Origin of the sequence: Riemerella columbina (genome assembly GCF_030517065.1) — a bacterium.
Lineage (GTDB): Bacteria > Bacteroidota > Bacteroidia > Flavobacteriales > Weeksellaceae > Riemerella > Riemerella columbina_A.
The window spans coordinates 93,908-114,051 of sequence record NZ_CP103950.1 but is presented as its reverse complement, the minus strand read 5'-3'; the positions used below and the strand labels follow the sequence as shown (position 1 = coordinate 114,051).

20 protein-coding genes are annotated in these 20,144 nt (G+C 42.0%); 9 read left to right on the top strand and 11 right to left on the bottom strand.

Annotation, left to right across the window (positions count from 1 at the left end; all coding sequences use genetic code 11):
* Positions 1-17: 17 nt before the first annotated feature.
* The 5 genes from NYR17_RS00515 to NYR17_RS00495 all read left to right on the top strand — a co-directional run bounded on the left by NYR17_RS00515 (position 18) and on the right by NYR17_RS00495 (position 5,404).
* Entirely contained in the window at positions 18-1,256 is a 1,239-nt protein-coding gene (locus NYR17_RS00515) for a DUF445 domain-containing protein (protein WP_302505583.1), read from the top strand.
* Between the two features lie 56 nt (positions 1,257-1,312).
* Positions 1,313-1,957: a DUF4271 domain-containing protein gene (locus NYR17_RS00510; protein ID WP_302505582.1), complete on the top strand. Its 645-nt coding sequence runs from the start codon at positions 1,313-1,315 to the stop codon at positions 1,955-1,957.
* 79 nt (positions 1,958-2,036) lie between these two features.
* Complete coding sequence (locus NYR17_RS00505) at positions 2,037-2,774, top strand: uroporphyrinogen-III synthase (RefSeq protein WP_302505581.1); 738 nt, start codon at positions 2,037-2,039, stop codon at positions 2,772-2,774.
* 82 nt (positions 2,775-2,856) lie between these two features.
* Positions 2,857-4,905 carry a S9 family peptidase gene (locus NYR17_RS00500; RefSeq protein WP_302505580.1) on the top strand — a complete coding sequence of 683 codons (2,049 nt, stop codon included), beginning with the start codon at positions 2,857-2,859 and terminating at the stop codon, positions 4,903-4,905.
* Between the two features lie 109 nt (positions 4,906-5,014).
* Positions 5,015-5,404, top strand: a complete 390-nt coding sequence (locus NYR17_RS00495) for a DUF3127 domain-containing protein (RefSeq protein ID WP_302505579.1) — start codon at positions 5,015-5,017, stop codon at positions 5,402-5,404.
* Between the two features lie 62 nt (positions 5,405-5,466).
* Here the strand turns inward: NYR17_RS00495 and pepT are convergent, their stop codons facing one another.
* Positions 5,467-6,723: a peptidase T gene (gene pepT / locus NYR17_RS00490; protein WP_302505578.1), complete on the bottom strand. Its 1,257-nt coding sequence runs from the start codon at positions 6,721-6,723 to the stop codon at positions 5,467-5,469.
* A gap of 180 nt (positions 6,724-6,903) precedes the next feature.
* On the opposite strand from pepT, the gene NYR17_RS00485 reads away from it, so the two are divergent.
* Entirely contained in the window at positions 6,904-7,752 is an 849-nt protein-coding gene (locus tag NYR17_RS00485; protein WP_302505577.1) for a hydroxymethylglutaryl-CoA lyase, read from the top strand.
* A gap of 17 nt (positions 7,753-7,769) precedes the next feature.
* Here NYR17_RS00485 and NYR17_RS00480 read toward each other — a convergent pair whose 3' ends face one another.
* The 4 genes from NYR17_RS00480 to rpiB form a co-directional block, all read right to left on the bottom strand.
* Positions 7,770-8,096, bottom strand: a complete 327-nt coding sequence (locus NYR17_RS00480) for an SUF system Fe-S cluster assembly protein (RefSeq protein WP_302505576.1) — start codon at positions 8,094-8,096, stop codon at positions 7,770-7,772.
* A 71-nt stretch (positions 8,097-8,167) separates the two neighbouring features.
* Entirely contained in the window at positions 8,168-8,863 is a 696-nt protein-coding gene (locus NYR17_RS00475) for a 3'-5' exonuclease (RefSeq protein WP_302505575.1), read from the bottom strand.
* A gap of 12 nt (positions 8,864-8,875) precedes the next feature.
* Positions 8,876-10,279, bottom strand: coding sequence for a nucleoside recognition domain-containing protein (locus NYR17_RS00470; RefSeq protein WP_302505574.1), 1,404 nt, complete (start codon positions 10,277-10,279; stop codon positions 8,876-8,878).
* 27 nt (positions 10,280-10,306) lie between these two features.
* Entirely contained in the window at positions 10,307-10,738 is a 432-nt protein-coding gene (gene rpiB, locus NYR17_RS00465; RefSeq protein WP_302505573.1) for a ribose 5-phosphate isomerase B, read from the bottom strand.
* A gap of 112 nt (positions 10,739-10,850) precedes the next feature.
* Here rpiB and lepA point away from each other — a divergent pair, with 112 nt between their 5' ends.
* Complete coding sequence (lepA, locus tag NYR17_RS00460) at positions 10,851-12,647, top strand: translation elongation factor 4 (RefSeq protein ID WP_302505572.1); 1,797 nt, start codon at positions 10,851-10,853, stop codon at positions 12,645-12,647.
* A gap of 64 nt (positions 12,648-12,711) precedes the next feature.
* On the opposite strand, the gene NYR17_RS00455 is transcribed toward lepA, so the two are convergent.
* Genes NYR17_RS00455 through NYR17_RS00445 form a run of 3 tightly spaced genes read right to left on the bottom strand, consistent with a single transcriptional unit; the run spans position 12,712 to position 14,829 of the window.
* A complete protein-coding gene (locus tag NYR17_RS00455) occupies positions 12,712-12,933 on the bottom strand; it encodes a DUF3820 family protein (RefSeq protein WP_302505571.1) in 222 nt (73 codons plus the stop codon).
* Between the two features lie 12 nt (positions 12,934-12,945).
* A complete protein-coding gene (locus tag NYR17_RS00450; protein WP_302505570.1) occupies positions 12,946-14,064 on the bottom strand; it encodes an AI-2E family transporter in 1,119 nt (372 codons plus the stop codon).
* Between the two features lie 27 nt (positions 14,065-14,091).
* The gene (locus NYR17_RS00445) at positions 14,092-14,829 is read right to left on the bottom strand and encodes a hypothetical protein (protein ID WP_302505569.1); all 738 of its coding nucleotides are present in this window, start codon (positions 14,827-14,829) and stop codon (positions 14,092-14,094) included.
* Between the two features lie 45 nt (positions 14,830-14,874).
* Between NYR17_RS00445 and NYR17_RS00440 the strand changes: the two genes are divergently transcribed.
* Complete coding sequence (locus NYR17_RS00440; protein ID WP_302505568.1) at positions 14,875-15,855, top strand: aminodeoxychorismate synthase component I; 981 nt, start codon at positions 14,875-14,877, stop codon at positions 15,853-15,855.
* Positions 15,839-16,435, top strand: a complete 597-nt coding sequence (locus NYR17_RS00435; RefSeq protein WP_302505567.1) for an aminotransferase class IV — start codon at positions 15,839-15,841, stop codon at positions 16,433-16,435. The genes NYR17_RS00440 and NYR17_RS00435 overlap by 17 nt, the downstream gene beginning before the upstream one ends.
* On the opposite strand, the gene menD is transcribed toward NYR17_RS00435, so the two are convergent.
* The 3 genes from menD to sufD all read right to left on the bottom strand — a co-directional run bounded on the left by menD (position 16,425) and on the right by sufD (position 20,142).
* On the bottom strand, positions 16,425-18,107 hold the full coding sequence (menD, locus tag NYR17_RS00430; protein WP_302505566.1) for a 2-succinyl-5-enolpyruvyl-6-hydroxy-3-cyclohexene-1-carboxylic-acid synthase: 1,683 nt from the start codon (positions 18,105-18,107) through the stop codon (positions 16,425-16,427). The genes NYR17_RS00435 and menD overlap by 11 nt on opposite strands.
* Before the next feature lie 197 nt (positions 18,108-18,304).
* Complete coding sequence (locus NYR17_RS00425) at positions 18,305-18,817, bottom strand: hypothetical protein (RefSeq protein ID WP_302505565.1); 513 nt, start codon at positions 18,815-18,817, stop codon at positions 18,305-18,307.
* Between the two features lie 44 nt (positions 18,818-18,861).
* A complete protein-coding gene (gene sufD / locus NYR17_RS00420) occupies positions 18,862-20,142 on the bottom strand; it encodes a Fe-S cluster assembly protein SufD (RefSeq protein ID WP_302505564.1) in 1,281 nt (426 codons plus the stop codon).
* Positions 20,143-20,144 lie beyond the last annotated feature (2 nt).

Sequence of the window (20,144 nt, the reverse complement as noted above, 5' to 3'; positions counted from 1 at the left end):
TTGTTTTTCAAAAGTTTATGAAGACTAAATCTCAGCAACTTAGGTTTTATAAAAATATCGCAACGGGGCTTTTTATTCTGATGGCACTCGTTTTTATCATTACCACAATTTATCAAAAAAATCACCAAGAAGCCCATTGGGTCGGCTATATCAGAGCGTTCTCAGAAGCCGCTATGGTCGGAGCTTTGGCGGATTGGTTTGCGGTAACAGCGCTCTTTCATCATCCTTTGGGGCTTAAAATTCCGCACACCAACCTCATCGAAAAGAGTAAAAATAAAATTGGGGATAATTTAGGAAATTTCGTGGTGGAGAATTTTTTATCGCCGCAGAACATCAGACCTTATATTCAGAAATTGAGTGTATCGCCTATTTTGGGGCAATGGTTGGAAAAGCCCACCAACCAAGCCTTATTAGTAGATGAAATTTCTACAATTTTGACCAAAATCCTCCAACCTTTGGACGATAAACAAGTGGTAACACTCCTCAGTGGAAAAGCTAAAGAGTTGTCTTCTGATCTGAAAATCAACCAGTTGTTGAGTGGTGGGATTCATTATATGATGGGAGCGAATGAGCATCAAAAGTTGCTGACTTATCTGTCTCATCAAATGAAAATTTACATAGAGCAAAACCAAAATTTGGTTCGGGAACGGGTTAAAAAAGAGAGTTATGCGCTGATACCGAAGTTTGTAGATGATGCTATTGCGGATAAAATAACCCACGGCATTGCTCAATATTTTGATGAAATTGCTCAACAAAATGAACATCCTATTCGGCAGGAGGTAACGCAGAAATTGGCGCAGTTTTCGGAGGAATTAAACACGCCAGCGTGGGAAGAAAAGTTGAACGCTCTTAAAAACGAATGGTTGAATGAAGCGCGCATTGCGGAATATGTGGCTGCCATCTGGGCGACCACCAAAGCTAACCTGATGAAAGAACTCACCACGCCAGACTCCACGCTGCGGAATTATATGGCGAAAAATCTGATGCAGTTTTCTTCTCAATTTAAAAATGATGAAAATTTAAAACTCAAAATAGACCGCTGGGTAAGGCGTACGCTTTATGGGTATTTGTTGAAAAATACGCACCGTTTTGCCGAACTGATTAGCCAAACGGTAGGCAATTGGGAGGGCAAAGAACTCAGTCAAAAATTGGAGTTAGAAGTGGGTAAAGACCTGCAATTCATCAGGGTTAACGGAACTCTGGTGGGTGGTTTGGTCGGGTTGATCATTTATGCCCTGTCTCATATTTTTCTATAAAATAGTAGCCGTTTTGTTTTTGAAAAAGTCTATTTTTGCAAAAAAATCATTGCGCGTTGATAAGGATTTTAGAACATAAAGATTGGGTGATTTTCAGTCTCTTAGGGATCGGTTTTTTGTATGTTTTCGTTTTGAGAGTCTTGCTGCGGGACATCAACTTGGTGGAGTTCTTCACTTTGAAAAAAGAGGTAGCAAATAACACTTTTCAGGCGTGGCTGTTGGTGAGTTTAGGTTTTGCCATTGCCGTAGGTCTGGCTTTAAGCTCGCTATTGCCGATGGTGCCGCATTGGTTTGCTACAGAAATTTCGGTTTGGGGCTACCAACCTAATAAAATAGGCTCGGTGCTGTTGAGTTTATTGGTGCTGTTTGCCTTTCGTAATTTTTTCACTTATTTTTTATTCGCCAGCATAGGAGATTTAGACCGTTGGGCTTCATTTTACTTCGTGGCAACCAAATTTTTTATGGGAAGCACTTTAGCGCTTATAGCGTTGATTTTGGCACAATATTATCTTAGTATAGACACAGAATGGATGCTCTATGCTTATATGGCGTTTTTTAGTATAAGTTTCATTTTCAAAAATTTAGTTTATTATTTTCACAAAGATGAAATTTTGCCAGAAGAATGGTATTATAAAATTTTGTATATTTGCACGCTCCAAATATTACCCTTTTTGGTGGTTTGGAAATTTTTATTTTTATAAAACTTTTAGCGCGCATCTTACCGATCAGCCATTGGAAAATGGGCGGTAAGTTTAACCTAAAAATAAGTCAATACAACAGATGAAAATTAAATCCATATTGGTGTCTCAGCCACAACCTGCAGAGTCTTCTCCTTATATAGAAATGGCAAAAAAAGAAAAAATCAACATTGATTTTCGTCCATTTATCTATGTTCAAGGTGCAGATGCTAAAGATTTGAGAACGCAGAAAATAGACCTCTCTCAATACACGGGCATTATTTTTACCAGCCGAAATGCGGTAGACCATTACTTCCGATTGGCAGAAGAAATGCGCTTTGTGGTGCCAGATTCTATGAGATACATTTGCCAGTCAGAAGCCATTGCCAACTACCTCCAGAAGCACATTGTTTATAGAAAGCGAAAAATCAGTTTTGGAGAAAAGTTGCCTTCTGATATGCAGCCATTGCTCAAAAAGTACCCATCAGAAAAATACCTCTTGCCGTCTTCAGATGTGCTGAACGATAGCATTACCAAAGTTTTAGATGCCGCAGGGGTAGATTGGACCAGAGCCATTATGTACCGCACGGTGAATAGTGACTTGTCAGACATCAACTTGGCGGATTATGATATGCTGGTGTTCTTTAGCCCACAAGGCATTAAATCTATGGTAGAGAATTTTAAAGATTACAAAAAAGCCCAATTTAAAGTGGCTACTTTTGGTGCTTCTACCAAAGCTGAGGCAGAGAAAGCGGGGCTTAGCGTAGATGTAATGGCACCGACCAAAGAAAATCCATCAATGACGATGGCGATTGAGAATTTTATTAAAAACGAAAAATAAACGCAGTTTTATTATTAAAAATATAGCGCTATCATCTTTTATAAAGTATGGTGGCGTTTTTTAATTGATTAAAATATCCTATATGAAACCTCCTATAGCGCCTAAAAAAACAACCGTTTTGGTGACTCATCAAGATGAACGCATAGACCCTTATTTCTGGCTTAACCAAAGAGACAGCCCTGAGGTCATCCAATATTTAGAAGAAGAAAATCGCTATGCACAATGGGCAATGGCAGACACGGAAGCCCTACAAAATCAGCTGTTTGAAGAGATGAAAGCCCGCTATAAAGAAGATGATGAATCTCTGCCGTATTTTTTTAATGGTTATTGGTATATGGTTCGTTTTGAAAAAGGCAAAGATTACCCACTTTTTTTCAGAAAATATAAAACCTTAGAAGCGGAAGAAGAACTTTTATTAGATGCCAATTTGCTGGCTCAAAATCGAGATTTTTTAGATGTAGGGAGTATGAATGTAAGCCCTAACAACCAGCTGTCAACCTATTCCGTAGATGATACAGGGCGGCGCATTTACCGTATTTTTATCAAAGATTTAACCACGGGAGAGACCGCTACGGAAGTGATAGAAAACACCACTGGGAAAGCCGTTTGGGCGAATGATAACCAGCATTTTTTCTACATCAGAAAAGATAAATCTTTGCGGGCGTTTCAGGTATTCCGCCATCGGTTGGGCACAGCGCCAGAGGAAGATGTTTTGGTGTATCACGAGGAAGATCCCAGCTTTGATGTCAATTTATTCAAAACGAAATCTTTAGACTATATTTTTATCTCCAGCTCCAGCACGGTTTCGGATGAGCATCGGTTTATCCCTGCCGATGATGTTTTTGCAAAATGGACCGTGGTAGAGCCCAGAGCCAACGGCTTAGAGTACGCGGTGGAGCATTACGAAGACCATTTTTACATCATTACTAATGAAGGTGGCGCTACCAATTTCAAATTAGTGAAAACGCCAGTGGCTACGCCTCAAAAATCCTATTGGGAGACCATTGTACCCCACCGAGAAGCGGTATTATTAGAAGGTTTTGAGATTTTTAAAGACTTCTTAGTGTTGGAGGAACGCCAAGAGGGATTGTTGCAAATCCACATTCAAAATTGGGCTACGGGAGAGGCTTACCACCTGCCATTTCAGGAAGATACCTACACGGCGTATATCGGCGTTAATTTAGATTTTAATGCCCAAGTGCTGCGCTATGGTTATTCATCGTTAGTGCAACCTGCCGCCACTTTTGAGTTTGATATGAAGGACAAAACGCAAACCCTCCTGAAAGAACAAGAGGTTTTAGGCGGTCAGTTTCAAAAGGAAAATTATACTTCTGAGAGGCTTTGGGCGCCTTCCAGAGACGGTAAAACGAGAATTCCAATCTCATTGGTTTACAAAAAAGGAACGCCGCTTTCTGCCGAAACACCGCTATTGCTCTACGGTTACGGAAGCTATGGTCATACGGTAGATGCTGCTTTTTCCAGACTAAGGCTTTCGCTTTTAGACCGAGGTTTTGTCTTTGCCATTGCCCACATTCGGGGTGGTGAGTATTTGGGAAGACATTGGTATGAAGAAGGCAAGCTGCAGCATAAAAAAAATACATTTTATGACTTTATTGATGCCGCCGAGTTTCTCATTTCTCAACAATATACCTCTTCGGCTCACCTCTATGCTATGGGCGGCAGCGCGGGTGGATTATTGGTTGGTGCAGTGATGAACGAAGCACCTCAATTATTCCACGGCGTTATTGCGCAAGTGCCGTTTGTAGATGTGGTTACCACGATGTTAGATGAAGAAATTCCGCTGACCACAGGCGAGTTTGATGAATGGGGCAACCCTAAAAATAAAGCCGATTATGACTATATGAAATCCTATTCGCCGTATGATAATATAGCGCCGAAAGCCTATCCGCATCTTTTGGTGACCACGGGTTATCACGATAGCCAAGTGCAATATTGGGAGCCAGCCAAATGGGTGGCTAAACTCCGAGATTTAAAACAAGACCAAAACCTTTTAATCTTTAAAACCGATTTTTCATCAGGACACGGCGGCGCCAGTGGTAGGTTTGAATCTCTAAAAGAAGACGCTTTAGAGTACGCTTTTTTATTAAAATTAGAAGGTCAAAATCACTAAATAAAGTCTCTGATTTTTGGAGAGATGGGGAGAATTTTGATTTTTTATCCCATTTTTTCAGATGGATTTTTTTATTTTTTTATATCTTTACAGCTTAAAATAGAAGACTATGGAATTACAAGGCACAATTAAAAAAATTGGAGAACTGCAGACCTTTCCGAGTGGATTTCAGAAGAAAGAAATGGTACTCCTAACCCAAGAGCAATATCCTCAGCCCATTAACATTGAATTTTTATCCGAAAAAGTTTTTGCTTTAGATCCTTTCTCAGAGGGCGATGCCGTAAAAGTGGGTATCAACATCCGTGGGAGAGAGTGGACCAGCCCTCAGGGGGAGGTGAAATATTTCAACTCCATTACGGGGTGGCGTATTGAGAAAATTGATGGTTCTCAGCAATTTAATGAACCTACACAAGCGGCACCTTCGGCTACGCCAACACAAGGGAGCCCTGCAGTGGATGATAATCCCTTCAGTGATGATGAGGATGACCTACCATTCTAAAAAAATTAAAGCCGTTTCAAATCTTCTTGAAACGGCTTTTTTTAGCGGTTATTTTTTGCAAACTATGGTTTTGCTACCAGTTGAGCAATGTTTAAAATCACTTTAACGGCTTTTTCCATACTTTCCAAAGGCACATATTCATAAGGACCGTGGAAGTTCAGCCCACCCGCAAAAATATTGGGACAAGGCAAGCCCATATAAGAAAGTTGCGCACCATCTGTCCCCCCGCGGATCGCCTTGATTTTTGGCGTGATGTTCGCCGCTTTCATCGCTTCTTCGGCTAAATCTACAATGTGCATTTTGCCTTCAAATTGTTGCTTCATATTGCGGTATTGCTCCTTGATTTCCAGCTCTGCCACATCGCCATATTTTTCATTAAAACGGCGCACCGTGTCTTCCATCACGCGTTTTCTTTCTTCAAATTTTTCGGCATCGTGGTCACGGATGATATATTGAAGTTTGGCTTCAGAAACATCAGCATTCACTTCTAAAAGATGATAAAAACCCTCAAAACCTCGTGTGGTAGCTGGGGTTTCGTTTTCAGGTAACATCTTGATGAAATCGGCAGCCAAGAGCCCTGCATTCACCATTTTTCCGTAGGCATAACCTGGGTGCACGCTTAGCCCATGGATTTTTACCACCGCACCAGCAGCATTAAAATTTTCGTATTCTAACTCGCCCACTTCGCCGCCGTCCATTGTATAAGCCCACTCGGCACCGAATTTTTCTACATTGAAAAGGTGAGCGCCACGCCCAATTTCTTCATCTGGGTTAAAGCCTACCGAAATCCTACCGTGTTTAATTTCTGGATGAGCGATGAGGTATTCCGCTGCGGTGACAATTTCGGCAATTCCCGCTTTGTCATCGGCGGAGAGTAGCGTGGTGCCATCTGTAGTGATGAGCGTTTGCCCAATATAGTCTTTTAAAGTTTCAAATTTCTTCGGCGATAGTGTAAAGCCAGTTTCTGGATTCAGCAATAAATCTTGCCCATCATAATTTTCCCAAACTTGGGGATTAACACCTTTGCCATTGAAATCGGGTGTGCTATCGTAGTGGGCAATAAACCCAATTTGAGGCACTTTTTCCTCAATGGTGGCAGGAATAACGCCGAAAACATAGCCGTGTTCATCTATGGTCACCTCTTCTAAACCTAAACTTTTTAACTCTTCAAAAAGTAAATTCGCCATATCCCATTGTTGAGGTGTGGAGGGCGTGCTGGGGCTTTCTGGATCGCTTGTGGAGTAGATTTTAACATAAGAAATAAAACGCTCAAGGAGCTTTTTTTGCCATTCTGGGCTGAATTCTATCGTGTTTATCATTTTTAAATTAAATTTTTACAAAGTTAGCATTTTGAGCCGAGGTATCGGCATTATTCCTATTTTTTATGCGGTGTTATTGGGGTGTGTTTGTTGTAAAACATTGATAATGAAATATAAACAGGTTTGATGTGAAATTTAAAACTTTTTATTATATTTGAGACCAAATCTAAAAATGTAAAAATGTTTTTAACAGAATGTCCCCGAGATGCTATGCAAGGTTGGAATGAATGGATTCCCACAGACACCAAAATCGATTATCTCAATAGCCTGATGTCGGTCGGTTTTGATGTGTTGGATTGCGGCAGCTTTGTTTCGCCTAAAGCCATTCCGCAGATGGCAGATTCTGGCGAGGTTATAGATGCTATAGATAAAACGTTGTCTGATACTCAACTGTCTGTTATTGTAGCGAATATCAAGGGGGCAGAGAAAGCTTTGAAACATCAAAATGTGGATATTTTAGGTTTTCCGTTTTCCATTTCGGAAACTTTTCAATACCGCAATACCAATAAAAATCAGGAGGAAGCGTTTGCACAGATTCAACAGATTTTAGAGATGGCATCTGCCGAAGGGAAAATATTGAATGTTTATTTCTCTATGGCGTTTGGCAACCCTTATGGCGAAGGTTGGAAATGGCAAGATGTGGATTATTGGACGCAACGTTTTGCGGAAATTGGCGTTAAGAACATTCTCCTCTCTGATACCACAGGTGTGGCTACGCCAGAAACCATCCAGCTGTTGTTCAGCAAAATCCCACCTCAATATTTAGACATCAGCTTTGGCGCCCACTTTCACAACCGTTATGATGAGGCTTATCCTAAGCTAAAAGCCGCGTATGACCAAGGCTGCCGCAGATTTGATGCTGCGATAAAAGGCATTGGCGGTTGCCCTATGGCAAAAGATGATTTGGTCGGCAATATGCCCACGGAGCAAGTGTTTAACTTTATGAATTTAGAAAAAATCCCTATCCAGCAGAATATGCTCCACTTTGAAAGCGCTTGGAATAAAGCCAAGTCTATTTTTCATTTTTAATCAGGGATAAGAGTGGCTTAAAACATTCCTAACTCAAAGCGGGCTTCCTCGCTCATCATATCTTTGGTCCAAGTGGGCTCAAAGGTCAGCTCTAAGTCTACGGCGGTTACGCCCTCTACTTCTGCCACTTTTTCTTTGACCTCTTGGGGGAGAGATTCGGCAACGGGGCAATTGGGGGTGGTTAGTGTCATCACCACTTTTACGGCGCCTTCATCAGAAATTTGAACATCATAAACCAAGCCCAGTTCATAAATATCCACAGGGATTTCTGGGTCGTACACGGTTTTTAGAGTTTTGATGATCTCTTCGCCTATGCGGTTAATTTGTTCGTCTGTATATTTCATCCTATTGTGTTCAAAAAAGTAAAATCTTGAGTAGGCTGGAGTATTTAAAGGATACTTTACCGATAAAGCGGTTAGTCTTCTCGCTCCAATAAATCCTCTTGCCTTAGCTTTCTAAAAATGTTGCACAAAGTTAAAACATCTTTTTCACAATATTTAATAATTCTTGATAAATCTTTCTCTTGGTAATAAATCTCTGCTACCATAGCACCATCTATATCATCTTTTGGCGTAGGAATGCCGAAGAGATGTGCCATCAGTTCCAAGGGAATAAAGCTTTTATAATCTCCAAATTTCCAAAGCTCCATCGTATCCAGATGAGGGATTTCCCAAGGTTTTTTGCCAAACATTTGGAATGGGCTAGGAGGCATCATCCCATTAACTAAGAAACGGCGCGCAATCCACGGAAAGTCAAATTCTTTACCATTGTGGGCGCATAAAATCACTTGCCTTAGGCGCGGCGTATTGAATAAATCACCGAAATCTCTGAGCAGTGCCGCCTCATCATCACTGGCAAAACTCTTGATTTTCAGTTTGCCACTTTTGCTCATCATCCCCACGGAAATACAGATGATTTTTCCAAACTCAGCCATTACGCCTGCCCTTTGTGGATAAAAATCTTCGGCGGAAACCTCCTCCTTTCTTTGGAAAGCCGTTTTCTTCTCCCAAAGCCGTTGTTCGGTTTCAGACAGTTCGCTCCAATCTTGTACGGCAGGCACCGTTTCTATATCTAAAAAAAGAACTCTCTCAATAGGAATTTGTTGAATCATAGCGAGTTGTGTTTATCCAAAAAATAGGTAAGCCAAAATAATAGAAGTGATGATGCCCACCAAATCGGCTAAGAGCATCACGCCCACCGTATAGCGGGTATTGCGGACGCCCACGGCACCAAAATAAACGGCAATCACATAAAATGTGGTATCTGAGCTGCCTTGTAAAATCCCTGCCAACCGCGATGGGAAGGAGTCTGCACCGAAAGTTGCCATCGTGTCCACCATCATCCCACGCGCCCCAGACCCCGAGAGTGGTTTAATGAGTGCAGTAGGTAAGCCATCAACAAAACGCGTGTCTAAATTCAGCACATCGGCAAGCCATTTCATCCCATCTATGGCTAAATCAAAAACGCCAGAAGTCCTTAATAAAGAAATCGCGATGAGCATTCCCACCAAATAAGGGATAATCTTCACACAGACTTTAAAGCCTTCTTTCGCTCCATCAATAAAAGCATCAAAAATATTGAGTTTTTTATACAAGCCTCCCAGCACAATAGCGAGGAAAATCAATAGGATAATACCATTGCTCAGCACCTTGCTAAAAGTGTCCAATTCCTCTTTGCTCAGGCGGACTAAAAACCACACCAAGCCAGCGATAACGGCAGAAATACCACCAATATACAAAAGGATCACAGGCTGAAAAAGGTTGATGCGTTGCTTGATGGAGACCATCATCATCGCTGCCATAGTGGCGCAAAAGGTAGCAATCATACAAGGTAAGAAAATATCCGTAGGCGTTGCCGAGCCCATAGAAGCCCTAATGGCAATAATGGACACAGGAATTAAAGTCAAGCCACTGGCGTGCAAGCACAGGAACATAATTTGAGCATTGCTGGCGCGGTCTTTATCAGGGTTGAGAGATTGGAGGCTCTCCATAGCTTTAAGCCCGAAGGGGGTAGCGGCATTGTCTAAGCCTAAGAGATTGGCGGAAAAATTGAGCATCATATGCCCAAAAGCGGGGTGATTTTTAGGAACTTCGGGGAAGAGCTTTGAGAAAAAAGGCTGTATCCATCGGCTGAGGAGGCTAATGCCGCCCGCTTTCTCCGCAATGCTCATAAAGCCCATAAATAAAGCCATAATCCCAACTAAGCCCAAACAAATTTCCACTGCGGTTTGGCTGGTGCCGATCACGCCATCGGTGGTTTGTATTCTGTAGACCTTCACATTATTAGCCTCTGGCTGGTATTGGTAATGAATACGATTCTGAATATACAGCGGATTTTCTTGAAAATTCTCCACGGCATTGGGGTGGAAATCCGAAATCGGTTTGGTGGCAATCTGGATGGTATCACCACCTTTGCCCACCACCATATCGTTAAAAACCGTTTTGTAATGGTCAGAAAATCCATACTTTACCCCAGCGACTAAAATAGCGATGATGATAAACGCACTCCAAATTCTACTTAAAACCATAAGCTTAAATCAAAGAAAAAATAAGTATTAACAAGCGGCAATTTTCTCTACTCTTTTGAGGTGTCTACCGCCTTCAAAATCTGTGTTGAGAAAAGTTTGCACAATTTCTAACGCCAATTCTTTTGCGATAAAACGCGCTGGAATGGCCACCATATTGCAATTGTTGTGCTGCCGTGCTAAGGCGCCTAATTCTGGCATCCAGCATAGGGCACAGCGGATACCTTGGTGTTTGTTTGCGGTCAGCTGCACGCCTTGCCCACTGCCACAGACCAAAATACCCAATTCATTTTCTCCACTTTCTACAGAAGCGGCGGCAGGATGTACAAAATCTGGATAATCCACCGAGGCGGTGCTGTGGGTGCCATAGTCGGTAATGTCGTACTGGGCGCTGAGTTGTTGTTTTAGGTACTCTTTGTACTCGTAGCCAGCGTGGTCGCAGGCGAGGGCTAATTTTTTCATAACTTTAAAAAAGATTTTTACTTATCCCACAAAAATAAGATTAAAAAATGAAAACGGGGTTATGATGAGGTAAGAAAAAATAGTATCTTTGCAGACTACCGAGAAAACATCTATGAAGAATATAAGAAATTTTTGCATTATTGCCCATATAGACCATGGTAAATCCACGCTGGCAGACCGTTTATTGGAATACACCAATACTGTAACGCAGAGAGAACTCCAAGCGCAGACTTTGGACGATATGGACTTGGAAAAAGAACGAGGCATCACCATAAAATCTCACGCCATACAGATGGATTATGAGCACAAAGGGGAAAAATATGTGCTCAATCTGATAGACACCCCTGGGCATGTGGATTTTTCTTATGAGGTTTCTCGCTCTATTGCCGCTTGCGAGGGCGCTTTGCTCATTGTAGATGCGGCACAAAGCATTCAGGCACAGACCATTTCTAACCTCTACCTCGCGTTAGAAAACGATTTGGAAATCATCCCTGTTCTCAATAAAATAGACCTGCCTTCCGCCAATCCAGAGGAGGTAACCGATGAAATTATGAACCTTATCGGTTGTGATTATGAAGATGTTCTCCGTGTTTCTGGAAAAACTGGCGAGGGTGTGCATCAGTTGTTAGAGCAAATTGTGGAGCGTATTCCAGCACCGCAAGGCGATCCTGAAGCCCCGCTACAAGCCTTAATTTTTGACTCCGTTTATAATCCATTTAGAGGGATAGAGGCTTATTTTAAGGTGGTGAATGGGAAAATTAAAAAAGGCGAGAAAGTCAAATTTATGGCAACGGATAAAACCTATGAAGCCGATGAAGTGGGAACTTTAAAGCTCAAGCAACAGCCTAAGCAAGAAATCAAGTGTGGAGATGTGGGCTACATTATCTCTGGGATTAAAGATGCCCGAGAGGTTAAGGTGGGCGATACCATTACCAGCGTAGACCACCCTGCCACTGCGCCTATAGAAGGCTTTGAGGAAGTTAAGCCGATGGTTTTTGCAGGTATTTATCCTGTGGAAAGTGAAGATTTTGAGGAGCTTAGAGCCTCTTTGGAAAAGTTAAGGTTGAACGATGCCTCTTTGGTATTTGAGCCAGAAAGTTCGGCAGCGTTAGGCTTTGGTTTTAGATGTGGTTTCTTGGGAATGCTCCATATGGAAATCGTGCAAGAGCGCTTGGATAGGGAGTTTGGGATGAATGTAATCACCACCGTGCCCAATGTATCTTACCACGGTTACAGCAAAAAAGCGCCAGATGTACCTATTTTAATCAACAACCCATCGGAGATGATGGATCCAACAATCATGGACCGTGTGGAGGAGCCTTACATCAAAGCTTCTATCATTACCAAATCTGATTTTGTGGGTGCCGTGATGACCCTCTGTATCGAGAAGAGAGGCGAAATTGTGAGCCAAAATTATCCTACGGCAGATCGGGTAGAGCTCATTTTTAATATGCCGTTGGCAGAAGTGGTTTTTGATTTTTATGACCGACTGAAATCCATTTCCAAAGGTTATGCCTCTTTTGATTATCATCCGATAGGCTTCCGTGCTTCTAAATTGGTAAAAATGGATATCCTCATCAATGGCGATATGGTAGATGCTTTATCATCACTGATCCATCAAGATAATGCGTACAGCATCGGTAAGAAAATGTGCGAAAAACTCCGAGAACTGATACCAAGACAGCAGTTTGATATTGCGGTGCAGGCGGCATTAGGGACCAAAGTGATTGCCAGAGAGACCATAAAAGCTCTTCGGAAAGATGTGACCGCTAAGTGTTACGGCGGCGATATCTCTAGAAAGAGAAAGCTCTTAGAAAAACAGAAAGAAGGGAAAAAGAAGATGAAACAAATTGGTAGGGTTGAGGTGCCACAGTCCGCATTTATGGCGGTTCTCAAACTGAACGACTAAGCTCTATCATCAACCCTCAATAGATAACAGCAACGATTTTTTAGTTTGAAATCGTTGCTGTTTTTTATAAAACCTCGCGGCGTATGGTGCGCAGTAGATCTTCTAAGCCGTTCAGTTTAATTTCATAAACCGTAGCGAGCTGCATCCCCAATTTCCCCTTGGGGAAGCCGCTACTTCGCTGAAACCATTCCAGATAAGAAATGGGTAAATCGGCTAAGACTGTCCCTTGATATTTCCCGAAAGGCATCATCACGGTGCAGATTTCTTTTAAAATTTCTGGATTCAAAAGGAATAGATTTTAAGCGTTAGCATCGGTTGGTGGGATAATAACGGATTCTTTCTCAGCCTCCAGTGGCGTATCCATAGACTCAGGAATGATGAGTTCTGGCGTATCGTCATCGGAAAACTCATCTCGGTAGATTTGGATAAGAAGCAAAGTTACCGAAACCAAGATAGGCCCGAAGACCAAGCCCATAAAACCAAACAAATTCATACCCAAAATAATTCCAAATACCGTATTGAGCGGGTGGATGTCTTCCAGCTTTTTGAGCAAAGTAAATCTGAGTACATTATCCGTAAGTCCCACTAAAACAATGCAGTATGCAAATAGTGCCACGGCAGAAACCACCTCGCCCTCGGCAGCCATAAAAATACACACAGGAATATAAACGATAGAAGCCCCCACAATAGGAATCATAGATGCGACCGCCGTGAGTGCAAATAGCAAAATAGGGCTGGGCGCATCAAAAATAAAATAGCCAACAAGTGCCACCAAACCTTGTCCCAAAGCCACCACAGGAATACCAATGGCATTGGCGATAATCATCTTTCGGATTTTGTCGGCAATTAGGCTGATGTTCGCCCTTTTGAGCGGTGCCGCTTTGGTTAGGATACGCTCAAAAACCCTCGGGTTAACCAGCATAAAATATAAGATAAAATATGCAGAACCCACCACTGTAACGGTGTTGAGCGTGCTACTTAGTGCACTGGTAGACACGGTGCCTGCCAATTCTTTAAGCTTGCTGAGGTTGTCTTGGCTGAGGATATCAAATCCTGTTTTAGACAAAATATAAGCGTGTATTTTATCCAAAAAAAGATTGAACCGCCCCATATAAGCTTGCGCATTGCCTAATTTTCTGATGACCACATCAATAAGGAAATACAGCGGCAGAATCAAGATAAGCACCGTAGAAAGCATAATGGTTAATGCCGAAAGCCACGGTTTCCATTGTTTTTGCTCGATGAGGTAGAGGTTGTATTTTCTGGAAATCACATACAGGGTAATGGCGCCCAAAAGAGAGGGAATAAACATCGATAAATTATAGGCGATGAGTAAAAATAACACCAAAATGATGATTAAAAGGGCGATCTGTTTAATTTTAACATTACTGATAATGCCGTTGCGTTCAGTGTCCATAGGGTTGAATTTTAGAGTTGGATAATTTTAATTTTTGGTGATGATAAAGAGGCGTTTATAAAGCGTGTAGAGCATAGCATTCCAAAACGGAAAAGTGACTAAATAGCCGATGCCAAACAGCAATAAACCAGAATAACTGAACAAAACACAAGCGAAACAAGCCATCAATAACGAGACAAAATGTAACCTTAGCGCCACCCAATTGAGGCGAATACTTTCAAAAATATTAAGGTTGAGGAAGTACATAATGGGTGTAACCAATAGTGTGAGCATCATCCAAAGAAGGGGCAAAAACAGCGGTATTATTTGCAAATAAGACAAAATAATCCCCCAAAATAAGGCATATCCAAAGAATTTAAAAAAAGTACCGCCACGATAACCTGCCAATAAATCTGAAGTTTTATAAGGCTCCTGCAAGTCTATTTTTTGATAAATCTGATAAAACCCAATGTTTAGAGGGAAGAGCAATGCTTTGATGATGCTGAGGCCCAAAATAAAATAAGACATTGCCTCATTTTTAGAGAGTTCTTCGGCGGCTTTGTTGAGGTTTTTGAGTTGCCCATCGGCAATGATTTTTTGAAATTTAGCAATTTCTGGCTCTAAATTCAAATATTGTAAGAGCCCCGTAGCAAACACCATCAGCAAGCCAAAATATAAGACGGAAAACAGAATTTGGAAGCCTATCGTTTTCTTCCAATAACCTATAGCGGCTTCTAAAATAGGGCTGATATTCAACTTTCGATTAAGTTTTATTTTAACATTCATTAAAAATAATTTTGCACAAAAATAAGCATTCTTTATTTTTGCTAAATGTTTTCTGACAAAGAATCTCAATTTAATTTAATGGACCGCCTTTCCCTCCAAGGGGCGCCTTTTTTCTTTATCATAGATTTTTTGATGAATAACATAGAAATTTATACTCCACAGGCGCTGGAAGAGGCGAATATCAGCATTGATTTTAGAGGTTTTAAACAGAATTTAATATCTCCCGAATCTTTGCCCGAGCCTTTATTGTGGGAGGCTTTTCCAGAATCTTTGGCGGCGTATGCCTCGGGATTTCATCAGGTGCAGTGGCATCTCAAAAAAGGCAATTCCTATTTAGCGAACTACACCCGAAAAACCAAGGTGAGCACCAATCTCAGTTTGCCCCAAATTTTTGCCCATACCAAAGCCAAATATAAACTCCTCTATCCCGAAAAATGGGTGTGTTTCTCTCCTGAAACCTTTGTGGAAATTAAGAAAAACACCATTGCCACCTATCCTATGAAGGGTACTATAGAGGCTTCTCTCCCTAATGCCGAAGAGCGTTTAAAGCAAAGCACCAAAGAGAAAGCCGAGCATTATACCGTGGTAGATTTATTGCGAAATGACCTCAGTACGGTGGCGGATGCGGTAGAGGTGAAAAAATTTCAGCATATTGATTTTTTGCAAACGCAACAGAAAAACCTTTATGCCATGAGTTCGGAGATTGTAGGGCAACTCAAGCCAGAATTTCAGAATAAAATAGGGCAGATGATGAAAAAGCTCTTGCCAGCAGGCTCTATTTTGGGGGCGCCTAAGCCTAAAACGCTGGAACTCATTTTGGAGGCAGAAGGCTATGATAGAGGCTTTTACACGGGTGTGGCAGGCTGGTTTGATGGTGAGAATTTAGATTCCTGCGTGCTGATCAGATGGATAGAACAGACCGAAGATGGGCTTTATTTCAAAAGTGGTGGCGGCATTACTCACCAAAGCCAATTGGAAGAAGAGTATCAAGAAATGAAAAACAAAATCTATGTGCCAATTTATTGAGAGCATCCAGTGTAGAGCGGGCAAAATTTTGAATCTTCCGCTCCATCAACAGCGTGTAGATCAGAGTTTAGAGCGTTATAAAACCGCAGCATCTATTCACTTGGAGGCTATTATTTCAGCGTTGGACATTCCGCCAAAAGGCATTTATAAATTACGAATTCTTTATGATACCGAGGGCGTTTTTAGCACAGAATTTCAAGTTTATCAGCGTCCGGTCATTACTCAATTTCGGTTGGTGGAAGCACCACATATCCAATACGATTTAAAATATGCCAACCGTGAGGCTTTGCTTCAACTTAAATCTTCTCAACCATCGGAAGAGGTCATAATTACGCAGAATGGCGCCATTACGGACACTTCTTTCAGCAATTTGGTTTTCCTTAAAGATGATAAATGGTATACGCCAGAGACTTTCCTCCTTAATGGGGTGCAGCGCCAGCATCTTCTCAATAGGCAGCAGATCCAATCAATGGCAATCAACACTGGGAATCTACCCTCTTTTTCGCACTTTAAAATCATCAATGCGATGAATGAACTGTCCCAAAGTCCCAGCTATCCTATCAGCCAAATTATACTGTAGAAGGTGGATTTAAGAATTTAAAATACGCTTTCAGCGTGTCTGCATTAGGGGCATTTTTGGTGGAAATTTCTAAAATTTTGGGTTGCTCTCCAGCTTCAAAGAACAGCGGCAAACTCCGCTCTAAGGTGGATAAATCATCTAATCTGAAATAAGAAAACCCAAAATGTTTCGCCAATAGTTCTGCATTTTTTTGATGTGTGGTCGCAATAAACTCCTCCAAAGCATTGGTGGTATCTGGTCCAGGGATGATGCGGAAAATATTGCCCTCGCCGTTGTTGAGGATAATAATCCGCGTATATGGCGGAATGTAAGGATTCCAAAGCCCGTTAATATCGTAGAAAAAGCTAATATCTCCAGTGATAAGCAGCGTGGGTTGCTCGCTGACCATTGCGAAGCCCATAGCTGTAGAGGTGGAGCCATCAATGCCGCTGGTGCCACGGTTGCAGTAGATCGGATTTTGATGCACGAAATCAAACAACTGGGCGTATCTAATGGCAGAACTGTTAGAAATATGGACTTGATAATGTGCAGGAACTGCCTCGCAGAGGGTATCAAAAACCTTGAAATCTGAAAAATCAGCCTGTTGGGCATAAGCGGCGTGCAGACGGTCTTTTTTCTCTCGGAGGGTATCCCAAAGTTGAAAATAAGGCGTAGGCTCTATTTTGATTTGATTGATAATAGCGGAGAAAAAAGCTTCTGGCGTGGTGGCTAATTTTCGGTTGAGGGCAAAATAAGTATCGGGTTGCCAATAAGGGTCTATATGCCAATGGTTTTTGATGGGCGCCATCCGCAAAAATTGCTTAATCTTCTTAGAAACCACATTTTGCCCAATGGTAATGAGCAAATCTGGCGCATAATAAGGAATTTCCTCAGGGGTAATGCTGAAAATATAGCGGTCTATATGCCCAAAAAACTTAGGGTTATGCAGGTTAGAATTCGCTTCTGTAAGGACCACCACAGAATGGTTTTTCGCCAATTGGTCAAGGTAAGTTTCTAAAACCTCGTTGTGATGTAGCGTTCCCGTGAGGATCATAATTTTTTTAGAAGTATTCCACTCTGCAATAAGGGAAGCCTCTGGGGTAAAGTGTTCCTCGGGTTGTGTTCTCTCCACAGGAGGCAAAATTGGCAATTCTGGCACCAACTGATAGAGTGGCTCTTCCAAAGGAATGTTAATATGCACGGGACCTTGTTTTTCAAAACAAGTTTCTATCGCTTTTTTAATGGTACTGAAGTTATAATCATCAGCATCTGGTTGGCTGTCTTCTAAGAGTTGAAAACTGCCATAGGCGTGCTGTTGGTAAAGTTGGTTTTGTCGAATGGTCTGCCCATCAAATCGGTCGGTAAAGTCCGAAGGTCGGTCGGCAGTGAGGAGGAGGAGCGGAATGTTTTGATAAAACGCTTCCACTACGGCAGGGTAATAGTTGGCAGCCGCAGAGCCACTGGTACAAGACACAGCAACGGGCTTTCTGAGGCTTTGTGCCATCCCCATCGCTACAAATGCTGCGCTCCGCTCATCAATAATGCTATACGCATTGATGTTTTCTATTTCCGTAAAGTGGATCGCAAGAGGGGCATTTCTGGACCCTGGGGAAATGATGATATGATGAATGCCGTATTGCTGGAGCAAGTGGGCTAAAATTTGGATGCTGCGTTTGGAGGTGTATTGTTTCATACCAAAATGTCAATGATTAGAAAGTGGCAAAGTTAAGGCTATTTTATAGATTGAGGAATTATTTTTTTTGAGGGATGCGGTGCGTGAGGGATAGAGGCGGTATCCTTTTTTGAGGCGGCACGCCGAAAAAAAGATAAAGCCGAAAGCCCGACCCGAGGGGTTGGCATCGCATTGGCGAGGGGCACGCCCTGATTATTTTAACTGAAAGAATGAAGCAAGGCTTCCACCTGATTTTTCTGCGCCGTGTAGGCTTGTTGCAGTGCTGGTGTTTGTGCCATCCGCTGGTAGTAGGTGAGGGCTTTTTGAGCAAATTGCTTTCGGTTAAAGTCTGGAGCATCAGGGATTTGTGGAAAATTGGGGTGGAAGAGCATCTCGTAATACGCCTGAAATTCGCGTTCGTTTTTGTCTTCCACCAGCGTGTCTTTGGCTTTTTGCCGAACATGGAGCATCTCGTGGGCTATGAGGTTGAGGACGAGGCTGAGGTCAAAATCAAACAGGTTTTTAGGGATTTTCACAATGGTAGGCCCTCCCAATTGTCCTTCGGCGGTCAGGAGGATGTTGTTGGGTTCGCCCTCGCCCTCACGGATTTGAAAACTTGCAAAATTGGGGTGTTCCAAATTAAAACTTCGGATGAGAAACCGTGCCGCCTCCAAAGTCTGATGGTGCTGGCGGTAGGCATTGATGTGAAATTGAACGGTGCTAAAATTCATCGGAAAACATAAAAAAGCCTTATCGTGATGACAAGGCTTGGGGGTTAGAATAGGTTGTTAACGCCTAATTTTTCGGTCAATAGCTGGGCTATTTTTTCTTTTAAAGGGATGATGTCTATGTTCTCCATCGCATCATTCGCAAAAGCGTAGAGCAATAGGGCTTGCGCTTTTTCCTTAGAAATTCCTCTGGCACGCAGGTAGAATAGGGCGTCTTCATTCAGTTGCCCCACCGTGCAGCCGTGGGAGCATTTAACATCATCAGCAAAGATTTCTAACTGCGGCTTGGAGTCTATGGTGGCGCCTTCGTTGAGCAAAACATTGTTATTTTGCTGGTAGGCATTGGTTTTCTGTGCTATTTTGTCTACGAAAACTTTTCCATTAAACACGCCGTGAGATTGGTCTTTGTAGATGCCTTTATAATTTTGGTAACTTTCGCAATTCGGTTGGTTGTGGTGCACTGCGGTGTGGTGGTCTACCAACTGTGTGTCGCCAATAATGGTAATCCCATTCATAAACGAGTGGATATTTTCGCCCTCTTGGATGAAATCTAAATTATTACGCACCAACTTGCCCCCGAAAGAGAAGGTGTTCACCGTGGCTTGGCTGTCTTGCTCCTGTCTTACAAAAGTGTGGTCTACCAAATATGCGGTATTCGAATCGTTTTGAAGTTTATGCCAATCGACCTTTGCATTTTTCGCCACGAAAATTTCAGTTACCGCATTGGTAAACACAAAATTTTCATCTAAATTGTGATGACTTTCAATGATTTCTACCTTGGCGCCTTCTTCTACAATCAGCAAATTGCGAGGATTGTAAAAAGTATTTTCCTCTTGATTCTGAGAGATATAGAAAATATGGATAGGCTTCTCTACTACAATATTTTTAGGAAGATGAAGGAAAAATCCATCTTGGTTCAAGGCTTGGTTGAGGGTACAAAATGCCAAATCTGATGCGGCAATGCTGTTGTATTTCTCCGCTAAAAGAGCCTCGTATTTAGGGTTGGAGAGGGCGTACTTTAAAGTAAGAAATTCCGCATTGTCAATAGAAATGTGGGATAATTCTGGATGAAGTTTCCCATTGACAAAGGTTAGAAAATCAAAATGTTCCTCGCCTAAATGGAGCGCCTCCCACTGCGTTTTACTTATGGTGTTGGCTTCTGAAGGCTCGGTTTGATAGTCTTTCTCCGTAATTTCTTTGAGTAAAGTGTATTTGTATTCCTCATCTTTTTTTGTTGGGAAACCTTGGGCTAAAAATTGATCTAAAGCGGTTTGTTTAGCTCCTGAAAGCTGAGGTTGTAATGATTTTAATTGCTCTAATAATGCCATTT

Excerpts from the sequence above, each read along its gene's own strand:
- NYR17_RS00515 (WP_302505583.1), top strand. The coding sequence starts at position 18 with ATGAAGACTAAATCTCAGCAACTTAGGTTTTATAAAAATATCGCAACG.
- NYR17_RS00505 (WP_302505581.1), top strand. The coding sequence starts at position 2,037 with ATGAAAATTAAATCCATATTGGTGTCTCAGCCACAACCTGCAGAGTCT.
- NYR17_RS00500 (WP_302505580.1), top strand. The coding sequence starts at position 2,857 with ATGAAACCTCCTATAGCGCCTAAAAAAACAACCGTTTTGGTGACTCAT.
- NYR17_RS00495 (WP_302505579.1), top strand. The coding sequence starts at position 5,015 with ATGGAATTACAAGGCACAATTAAAAAAATTGGAGAACTGCAGACCTTT.
- pepT (WP_302505578.1), bottom strand. The coding sequence starts at position 6,723 with ATGATAAACACGATAGAATTCAGCCCAGAATGGCAAAAAAAGCTCCTT.
- NYR17_RS00485 (WP_302505577.1), top strand. The coding sequence starts at position 6,904 with ATGTTTTTAACAGAATGTCCCCGAGATGCTATGCAAGGTTGGAATGAA.
- NYR17_RS00480 (WP_302505576.1), bottom strand. The coding sequence starts at position 8,096 with ATGAAATATACAGACGAACAAATTAACCGCATAGGCGAAGAGATCATC.
- NYR17_RS00475 (WP_302505575.1), bottom strand. The coding sequence starts at position 8,863 with ATGATTCAACAAATTCCTATTGAGAGAGTTCTTTTTTTAGATATAGAA.
- NYR17_RS00470 (WP_302505574.1), bottom strand. The coding sequence starts at position 10,279 with ATGGTTTTAAGTAGAATTTGGAGTGCGTTTATCATCATCGCTATTTTA.
- rpiB (WP_302505573.1), bottom strand. The coding sequence starts at position 10,738 with ATGAAAAAATTAGCCCTCGCCTGCGACCACGCTGGCTACGAGTACAAA.
- lepA (WP_302505572.1), top strand. The coding sequence starts at position 10,851 with ATGAAGAATATAAGAAATTTTTGCATTATTGCCCATATAGACCATGGT.
- NYR17_RS00450 (WP_302505570.1), bottom strand. The coding sequence starts at position 14,064 with ATGGACACTGAACGCAACGGCATTATCAGTAATGTTAAAATTAAACAG.
- NYR17_RS00445 (WP_302505569.1), bottom strand. The coding sequence starts at position 14,829 with ATGAATGTTAAAATAAAACTTAATCGAAAGTTGAATATCAGCCCTATT.
- NYR17_RS00440 (WP_302505568.1), top strand. The coding sequence starts at position 14,875 with ATGTTTTCTGACAAAGAATCTCAATTTAATTTAATGGACCGCCTTTCC.
- NYR17_RS00435 (WP_302505567.1), top strand. The coding sequence starts at position 15,839 with ATGTGCCAATTTATTGAGAGCATCCAGTGTAGAGCGGGCAAAATTTTG.
- menD (WP_302505566.1), bottom strand. The coding sequence starts at position 18,107 with ATGAAACAATACACCTCCAAACGCAGCATCCAAATTTTAGCCCACTTG.
- NYR17_RS00425 (WP_302505565.1), bottom strand. The coding sequence starts at position 18,817 with ATGAATTTTAGCACCGTTCAATTTCACATCAATGCCTACCGCCAGCAC.
- sufD (WP_302505564.1), bottom strand. The coding sequence starts at position 20,142 with ATGGCATTATTAGAGCAATTAAAATCATTACAACCTCAGCTTTCAGGA.